This is a genomic window from Paramuribaculum intestinale (assembly GCF_003024925.1).
Taxonomy (GTDB): Bacteria; Bacteroidota; Bacteroidia; order Bacteroidales; family Muribaculaceae; genus Paramuribaculum; species Paramuribaculum intestinale.
On record NZ_PUED01000110.1, the window covers coordinates 1 to 8,836 of the forward strand.

Annotated in this window: 8 protein-coding genes and 1 pseudogene; 6 read left to right on the forward strand and 3 right to left on the reverse strand. The window is 57.6% G+C overall.

Going from position 1 to position 8,836, the window contains the following annotated elements:
• The 3 genes and pseudogenes from C5O24_RS08745 to C5O24_RS08755 form a co-directional block, all read left to right on the forward strand.
• Positions 1 to 546 (forward strand): annotated as a pseudogene (locus C5O24_RS08745) (AMP-binding protein); the annotation flags it as partial.
• 32 nt (positions 547 to 578) lie between these two features.
• Complete coding sequence (gene prfB, locus C5O24_RS08750; RefSeq protein ID WP_107036754.1) at positions 579 to 1,697, forward strand: peptide chain release factor 2; 1,119 nt, start codon at positions 579 to 581, stop codon at positions 1,695 to 1,697.
• A gap of 50 nt (positions 1,698 to 1,747) precedes the next feature.
• Positions 1,748 to 2,479 carry a lysophospholipid acyltransferase family protein gene (locus C5O24_RS08755; RefSeq protein WP_107036755.1) on the forward strand — a complete coding sequence of 244 codons (732 nt, stop codon included), beginning with the start codon at positions 1,748 to 1,750 and terminating at the stop codon, positions 2,477 to 2,479.
• Positions 2,480 to 2,643: 164 nt separating this feature from the next.
• Here C5O24_RS08755 and C5O24_RS08760 read toward each other — a convergent pair whose 3' ends face one another.
• A complete protein-coding gene (locus C5O24_RS08760; RefSeq protein ID WP_107036768.1) occupies positions 2,644 to 4,962 on the reverse strand; it encodes a beta-N-acetylhexosaminidase in 2,319 nt (772 codons plus the stop codon).
• A gap of 228 nt (positions 4,963 to 5,190) precedes the next feature.
• On the opposite strand from C5O24_RS08760, the gene C5O24_RS08765 reads away from it, so the two are divergent.
• The 3 genes from C5O24_RS08765 to C5O24_RS08775 all read left to right on the forward strand — a co-directional run bounded on the left by C5O24_RS08765 (position 5,191) and on the right by C5O24_RS08775 (position 6,763).
• Entirely contained in the window at positions 5,191 to 5,391 is a 201-nt protein-coding gene (locus C5O24_RS08765) for a hypothetical protein (RefSeq protein ID WP_107036756.1), read from the forward strand.
• A gap of 68 nt (positions 5,392 to 5,459) precedes the next feature.
• Entirely contained in the window at positions 5,460 to 5,867 is a 408-nt protein-coding gene (locus C5O24_RS08770; protein WP_107036757.1) for a DUF4332 domain-containing protein, read from the forward strand.
• A 155-nt stretch (positions 5,868 to 6,022) separates the two neighbouring features.
• Positions 6,023 to 6,763 carry an RluA family pseudouridine synthase gene (locus C5O24_RS08775; RefSeq protein ID WP_107036758.1) on the forward strand — a complete coding sequence of 247 codons (741 nt, stop codon included), beginning with the start codon at positions 6,023 to 6,025 and terminating at the stop codon, positions 6,761 to 6,763.
• Here the strand turns inward: C5O24_RS08775 and C5O24_RS08780 are convergent.
• Both C5O24_RS08780 and C5O24_RS08785 read right to left on the reverse strand, forming a co-directional pair.
• Positions 6,701 to 7,600: a homoserine O-succinyltransferase gene (locus tag C5O24_RS08780; protein WP_107036759.1), complete on the reverse strand. Its 900-nt coding sequence runs from the start codon at positions 7,598 to 7,600 to the stop codon at positions 6,701 to 6,703. The two genes, C5O24_RS08775 and C5O24_RS08780, sit on opposite strands and share 63 nt — an antisense overlap.
• Before the next feature lie 6 nt (positions 7,601 to 7,606).
• Positions 7,607 to 8,599, reverse strand: a complete 993-nt coding sequence (locus C5O24_RS08785) for a C40 family peptidase (protein WP_107036760.1) — start codon at positions 8,597 to 8,599, stop codon at positions 7,607 to 7,609.
• Between the last annotated feature and the right edge of the window lie 237 nt (positions 8,600 to 8,836).

Here is an 8,836-nt window from a genome sequence, read left to right on the forward strand (position 1 = left end):
AGATGTGTATACGAGCCAGGCTACTACCGCAAGCCCGATGCCACCAAAGAAGCGTTCACCGCCGACGGATGGCTGCGCACCGGCGACGCCGGACGCATCGACTCGACCGGCGCAATCATACTCACCGACCGCCTGAAGGATCTCTTCAAGACCTCCAACGGCAAATACATAGCCCCGCAGGCCATAGAGAGCCGTCTGGGCGAGGACAAATATATCGACCAGGCAGCCGTAATCGGCGACCGGCGCAAGTTTGTCAGCGCGCTGATAGTTCCCGCATTCGGCGAGCTGCGACGTTATGCCGAAGCTCACGGAATAGCCGCTGACGACAACGTGGCGCTCGTGGCCGATCCGCGTATCTACAGCTTCTATGAAGAGCGGCTCGCGCGGCTGCTCGACGACATGGCGCCCCACGAACACATCAAGCGCTTCACCCTGCTGCCACAGCCGTTCACCATGGAGAGCGGCGAACTGACCAACACTCTGAAAGTCAAGCGCCGCGCCGTCGCCGAACGCTATGCCGAAGAAATTGAACGCATGTATGTTTGACGCTTCGGCCGATTTTCATTATTTTTGCATTCATGATTACACAGGAACAACTTAAGGAAACCGCCGAGCGCACAGAAGCGCTCCACCGATATCTCGACATAGACTCCAAGAAAATAGAGGTAGAAGAGGAGGAACTGCGCACCCACGTGCCCGACTTCTGGGAACACCCCAAGGAAGCCCAGGCTCAGATGAAGAAAATCAAGGATCTGCAGGCATGGATCGAGGGATATGCCGAAGTGGCCGATGCTGTCGAAGAGCTGACCATTGCCTTCGAATTTGTAAAAGAGGGCGAAATGGACGAATCGGAACTCGACGCACTCTACGCATCGACCATCGACAAGATAGAGCGCCTGGAACTCCGCAATATGCTCCGCCGCGAAGAGGACAAGCTCGGAGTGGTGCTGAAAATCAACTCCGGCGCCGGAGGTACCGAGAGCCAGGACTGGGCACAGATGCTAATGCGCATGTATCTGCGCTGGTGCGAGGCTCACGGCTACAAGACCTCCATGGCCAACCTGCTCGAAGGTGACGAGGCCGGCATCAAGTCGTGCACCATCAACGTAGAGGGCGACTTCGCCTACGGCTATCTCAAGAGCGAGAACGGCGTGCACCGTCTGGTGCGCGTATCGCCCTACAACGCCCAGGGCAAGCGCATGACATCGTTTGCATCGGTGTTTGTCACCCCGCTGGTCGACGACACGATCGAAGTGCGTGTGGATCCGGCTCTGCTCTCGTGGGACACCTTCCGAAGCGGCGGCGCTGGCGGACAGAACGTCAACAAGGTGGAATCGGGCGTGCGTCTGCGCTACCAGTTCACCGACCCCTACACCGGCGAGAAAGAGGAGATACTCATCGAGAACACCGAAACCCGCGACCAGCCCAAGAACAAGGAGAACGCCATGCGTCAGCTGCGCTCCATACTCTACGACAAGGAACTGCAGCACCGTATGCAGGAGCAGGCCAAGATCGAGGCCGGCAAGATGAAGATCGAGTGGGGTTCGCAGATACGCAGCTACGTGTTTGACGACCGTCGCGTGAAGGATCACCGCACAGGCCACCAGACGTCGGACGTGGGCGGAGTGATGGACGGCGACATCGACGGATTCATCAAAGCCTACCTGATGGAATTTGCAGCCACCGAGCAGTCCTGATCCGATTCCTGACGACATCAAACAATCCACTACCCGATAAAACCACAACAATGCTCTTCCTCTACCGCGTATACCAGATATGCGTCATGCTGCCGCTGATGCTGGCAGCCACCGTGATCACCGCCCTCACAGCCATAGCCGGAGCCTCGCTCGGAGCCGGACGCTGGGCCGGATACTATCCTGAACGGATCTGGAGCCGGATCATGTGCTGGCTCGCCTTCGTGAGAGTGCGGGCAGTCGGACGCGACAATATCGATCCGCGGCAGAGCTACATATTTGTGGCCAACCATCAGGGAGCCTACGACATCTTCACCATTTACGGCTGGCTCGGACACCAGTTCCGCTGGATGATGAAGAAAGAGCTTCGTCGCATACCTCTGGTGGGGTATGCCTGCGAACGGATACAACAGATCTACGTGGACCGTTCCACTCCGTCGGCTCTGCGCCACACTATGGAGCGTGCCGAGAGGCTGCTCGGATCGGGGCTGTCGGTAGTGGTGTTTCCCGAGGGGGCACGCACATGGGACGGCAAGGTCAGAGCCTTCAAGCGCGGCGCCTTCATGCTTGCCGAGGAATTTCATCTTCCGGTGGTGCCGCTGACGATCGACGGCGCATTCGACGTGTTGCCCCGCTTCAAGCGCTTCCCTATGCCCGGAACAATCACACTGACCATACATCCGGCCATAAACCCGCCCGCCGACGGCTCGCACTACAACCTGCCTGAGCTCATGGCACGCTGCAAGTCGACCATCGAATCGGCACTCCCCTCCTCCGGGCAATAATCCGACCACGGATTACAACACAGGCCGGCGTGGCGAAACAGAGAGCCACAGCAGTTCCCACACTCTGAAACATATCTCCATTATACGAAAAAAGGTGTGCCTCCGCTTGATACAGAGGCACACCTTGATGTTTATAAACCATATTCCGGACGCGCCGGAGAGGGTCAGTTGATCTCTATCTCATCGACGAAGATGAAGGCCGGCTTGCCTTTGCCGGGATGCCAGTCGGGCATGGAGTTCTCAGGCTGCAGGCTCACCCTCACATAGCGGGCTTTAACCGGGTCGAACGCAAGCGAGTGCGTTACGATGGCGTTGGCACCCTTATCCATGCGGGGATAACCCTCGGAAGCCACCTTCGTGAAGGTCTTTCCGTCGGCGCTGACCTCTACTGTCATGCGGCGTGCATCGAACACCCAGTCGCCTGTAGCGACGCATGTGCGCACGGTCACGTCCTTCACCGTCTGATCATCCTCGAGGTTCACTTCGGCAACGAGATCCTTGCCGACAATGCCTACCCAGTCGCCATTGCCGTAACCGCTGGTGCCGAACTTGCCGTCGGTGAGTGTCACGCCTCCCTTGGCCTTGTAGCGGGGATGAAGCTCATTGACGAGCTTCACGGGGTGGGTTGTGGCGAGATTGAACGATACACTGTCGACATACACATTGCTGCGGCCGCTCTTGCGGATGGTGACAGCCTTGACGGTGGATGTCTTGTCGAGCTTCACGGGCTGCTCATAGAGCATCGATGCCTCGGTTGGCTCGGAGCCGTCGAGAGTGTAGTAGATCGGAGCGTTGTCGACAGTCGAAAGCTCAAGCATGATGGCGTGGCTTACGCTGTCGGGTGTGAGCGTTCCGGCCACATTGAACATGTGGCGTGCATAGTTGTAGCCGTTGGCGTCATAGTGGGCGATCATCTGCGGCATACGTCCTGCAAAAGCCTTGTAGTCCTTGGGGGCTTTGCTCCACTGCACTTCGGCCAGAGCAGCCATACGCGGCAGTTCCATGTACTGTGCCTGCGCGAAGGTGGGGATATACTCGGTCCACAGGTTGGCCTGCACGCCCTTGATATGGGCTGCCTCTTCGGGAGTGAGGTCGGCCGGAAGCGGCTCATAGCTGTAGACGCGCTCCACGGGGAGATAGCCGCCTATTGCTATAGGCTCGTTCTCGCGGTCGAGAGTCTGATAATAGTCGAAATAGAGATAGGAGTTGGGGGTCATGATGACATCGTGTCCACGACGAGCGGCTTCCTTGCCACCCTCCTCACCGCGCCACGACATGACTACGGCACCGGGGGCCAGACCACCTTCGAGTATCTCGTCCCAGCCAATCATCTTGCGTCCCTTAGAGGCGAGGAAATCGCTGGCATGGTGTATCACATGGCTCTGGAGTTTCTCCTCCTTGGTACCGTGGCTGTCGGCCTTGAGTCCGAGCTCGCGGATCTTGGCCTGGCATTTGGGACATGCGGCCCAACGGGTCTTGGGGCATTCGTCGCCGCCTACATGGATGTATTCCGACGGGAATATGTCGACCACTTCGGCAAGCACGTCGTCGATAAACTTATAGGTTGAGTCGTTGCCGGCGCAGAGCACGTCGTCGCTCACACCCCACTGCTGCCACACCTCATACGGGCCGCCGGTGCATCCCAGATAGGGATAAGCCTTGAGCGCTCCGAGCATGTGGCCGGGAAGATCTATTTCGGGGATGACGGTGATATGGCGGTCGGCGGCATACTTGATGATGTCGCGGGCCTCGTCCTGTGTATAGAAACCCTCCACGGGTATCGAATCATACTGGCCAGAATTGTGGCCGATGACAGTGCCTCCGCGCTTCGAACCAAGCTCGGTCAGTCCGGGACGGCTCTTGATCTCCAGACGCCATCCCTGGTCGTCGGTGAGATGCCAGTGGAGAATATTGATGTTGTGGAGGGCGAGCATATCGATGAAGCTCTTGACGGAGTCGGCGGGGAAGAAATGGCGCGACACGTCGAAGTGCGCTCCGCGATAGGCGAAACGCGGCTCGTCGGTGATGGTCACCGGCGGGAAGAGCACATTGCTCTGTGCGGCCTGCGGTATGGACTTGCGGAGAGTCTGTATGCCGTAGAATGTGCCTGCGGCCGAAGATCCGTTGATCTCTATGGAAGCGTCGCCTACGGTGAGCACATAGCCTTCGGGGTTGGCGCCGCCGAGATCGTCGCGGAGCAAGATCACGTCGGAAGCGGGTGCAGAATCTGTGACCTTCAGATCATGGCCGGTCATCTGCCTGAGATATCCTGCAAGAAGCTCAGCGTCATTCTTCAGAGCCTCGTTGCCGGCCGGATAGGCTATCCGGGTCGAAGCGGTGAGATGGAATCCTTCGCCGCTTCCCTCCTTTACCTCCTGCGGCAAAGGAATCACACTGTAGGAGGCAGTCTGCTCGCTTCTGCCCCCGCATGCAGCCATGACGGCGCAAATAGCCGCCACAGCCAGATACTTGATTTTTTTCATCTGGTATTTAGTGATAAATAATATTGGTTCAATCAGTCCGTCGGTATTGATCCGCAGTAAAACGGTATTATCTACAAAGATAGGCATTACTTCACGGTCGTATCCCATGCAAGTCCTTAAAAAATCGAAAAATCCATCATGACGCCTCTGCTTGCGTAAAAAAAACAGGCAGCCACCGAACATTTCCCTCTTCGACAGGGTTATATTGGGCGGACATCAACAACATCTATGGATTCGATAATAACCAACAGCAGACTCCTCCTCGAAAAAATGCGCATAGGATGCAGATATACCTATCGCGAACTGCTCCGGCTCTGTGACTTCACCGAACTGCAGCTGTGCTACGCGATACTGTATCTTCTGAAAGACGGCAGGATCAACCAGTATCGCGACGCAGAGGTCATATATGAGCTGCAACCTATAAGATAACACCACCGGCACACTGAACCGCCCCAAGCCGCCAAACGTTGTAATTTCACAATCAAATCCTCAACATCATGGCATACAGAATTATTGAAATCGAGGGTATCGGCGAACTGTACGAGGCAAAACTCGGAGCCGCAGGCATCGACACTACCGAACAGCTGCTCGAAGCCGGAAAGACGCCGGAAGGAAGGCTCAGGCTGTCGGAAGCGACAGGCATCAACAACAAACTGATACTAAAGTGGGTAAACCATGCCGACCTGTTCCGCATCAAGGGCGTGGCCGGACAATTCGCCGAGTTGCTTGAAGCCTCGGGAGTCGACACGGTCAAGGAATTCCGCCACCGCGTGCCCGAAAACCTTCACAAACGCCTGGAGGAGATCAACGCCGAGCGCAATCTGTGCGGCCGCATCCCCACTCTCCACGAACTTGAAAAGATGATAGCGCAGGCCAAGGAGCTCGCGCCCGCTGTCAGCTACTGACACCGCCATCAGCCATACTGCCGGGAGACCGCGCCGCCGCGATATGAGATCGCACCACGGCACGGCCTCCCGGATCGTTTTTCAGCGGGCCGATGACGCGTCGCGAGGAAACGCCACTTCGGCAAATCGCAGGAAATTGCTAACTTTGCGGAAGTATGGAAGTAATCTACGAAGACAATCATATCATAGCGGTCAACAAGCGTCCGGGCGAGATAGTGCAGGGCGACAAGACAGGCGACGAGCCTCTGGTCGAAACCGTGCGGCGATACATAAAGGAGAAATATGCCAAGCCGGGCAACGTGTTCTGCGGGGTGGTTCACCGGCTCGACCGTCCGGTAGGGGGCGTGGTACTGTTCGCCAAGACTTCAAAAGCCCTGACACGCCTCAATGAGATGCTGCGCCGCGGCGAGATCCGCAAGACCTACTGGGCGCTCACCCGCTGCCGTCCGGCGCAGCCTGAGGCACGGCTCGAAGGATATATCACGAGTGTGGAACGCAACAACAAGTCGTATCTGTCGTCCGTTCCCAAGGAGGGAGCCAAGCATTCGGCGCTGTCCTACCGGCAGATAGCGCAGGGCGACCATGCGAGCCTGCTTGAGATCAATCTTGAAACCGGACGCAAACACCAGATCCGTGTGATGCTGTCGTCAATAGGATGCCCCGTCAGAGGCGATCTGAAATATGGCGACAGGCGCAGCAATCCCGACGGGAGCATTTCGCTGCTGGCCCGACGGGTGGAACTGACGCACCCGGTGTCGCGACAGCCGCTTGTCATAGAGGCTCCGACACCCGACGAACGTGTGTGGCGCGAACTTGAGGGCATGGCCGCCGGTTCAGCGCCGAGCCCTGCCGGGAGCCACGACGCGCCCGATCCAGTTGGCGAACAGAAGGCGTGAGTGCGCCCGCCAGCGCACCACAGGCCCGGCCTCCGGGCTGTCGTCGCGATAATAATTGACCGGAACAGAGGGATTCATGCCGCGCTCCGTATCGCGCCGGTATTCGAAGTCGAGCGTCATCGGAGCATATTCCGAATGGCCGGTGATGTATATTTCCCGGTCATCGAAGGCCGACGCCATGTAGACGCCGGAGTCGGGATTCTCCGAGATGATCCTCACCCCTCTTTCCACCGCCGGATCCAGATCAGAACGAAGCCACGTGATGAAACGACTGTTGGGCACATAGAATTCATCGTCAAACCCTTCGGTCAGGCGGTTGCCGGAGCCTATCACGCCATGGGGATAGACTCCCGAAATCTTGCGGTCGAGCAATCTCTTGTCGATGCCGTAATGATGGTACATCGCCGCGAATGCCGCCCAGCATATAAACAGCGACGGAACAGACGCGCTCCGCAGGGAATCGAATATGCCGCATATCTCAGGCCAGTAGCTGACGTCGGCGAAAGCCACTCTCTCGAGCGGCGCACCGTTGACGATAAACCCGTCGAATCCGCGGGTCATATCATCGCGCCACGGCTCATAATGGGCGGCCATGTACTCCGGCGAGGTGTGGCGCGGCACGTGGGTGCGCAGCGACACGAGCGTCAGCACCACCGGCAGCTGCGTCGACGACAGCACCCTCAGCATGTCGGTCTCGGCCATCTCCTTGAGCGGCATGAGATTGAGCAGACCCACCCGCAGAGCGTCGGCCGGAGCGTCCGACAAAGGTAATATCTCCACTCCCTCAGCGGCGAGATCGCTCACGGCCGGCAGTGTCGGATCGGCATATACAGGCATTATGATTCAGTCAAAATAATCCGATATTACAGAATCGACTTTCTGGTCGATGATATCTTCAAGATCGCGGCGCTTCTTCTCGAGAGCCTTGCGCACCCGGTCGGCAGCCTTCTCCTTGTCGGCAGCCGCCGATGCGACAGCGGTCAGGTCGGCCGCCACCGATACCGCCTTTGACGCTTTAGGATCGGCAGCGACCTTTTCGCTCACTTTCTCGCTCACTTTCTCGCTCACCTTGCGCGACACCCCTGCAAGCAGTCGGTCGAGATCCTCGGCCGGCACGCTCACCGGCGACTCCTCCATGCGCTGCTTCAGATCGGGCGCACCGGCGGGTTTATCCTTGCGCTTGTCGGTCTTGCCCTTGTTTTTGTCGGTCTTGCCCTTGTTTTTGCCGGTCTTGCCGCTGATCATCGCATAGTAGCGCTCCACTCGGCCCGAAGAGTGGTAGGTGCGGCGGTAGTATGACTCGTCGAGCGAGCTCACTATCACTCCGCGGCTCGTCGACGAATGTATGATACGTCCGTCGCCCACATACATGCCCACATGGCTGACACCTTTGGATCCGGTGCGGAAAAACACCAGATCGCCCTCCATAAGCTCCGAGCGGTCGATACGCCGGCAATACTCGCTCTGCTGCGCCGAGCTTCGCGGCAGTTTTATCTGCAGAGCGTTGACAAATATCTGCGAAGTCAGTCCGGAGCAGTCCACTCCGCTGCGGGTGCTTCCGCCGTAGCGGTAGGAGGTACCCATCCAGCGGCGCGCCTCTTCAAGCAGGCGGCGGGTTTCGGCGGGAAGCGACCCTGACACGTCGATGCGCTGCGAAGCGCCTGAGGCGCCTGAGCCTTTGCCTGACACGGCGGCGCTCACGCTTGCCGCACGCTTGGCCGACACATGGCGCGAAGAGCCGCATCCGCTCAGACCGGCCACCATAAGCGCCGACACGAACAGACACAGCGTCAGCCTGACAGGCATAGCAAGAAATAAGAATCGGTTGGTCGTCATGTCAGCAAAATTAGTGCATTTCTGTCAGACTTTTTCACATCAATAGAATAAAATTCATAAAATCAGAAGCCCCATATATTAAATCGCATTAAAAAACGACAAAGGCGCACATCCTACATTAAATTTAGCACTATTTTTGCCGTCACAGACAATAAACCATCACAGACAATAAACCAACACAGGAATATGAACAACTTCACCAAGACTCTCCTGACTGCCTGCGGCGTAGCCGTCGCA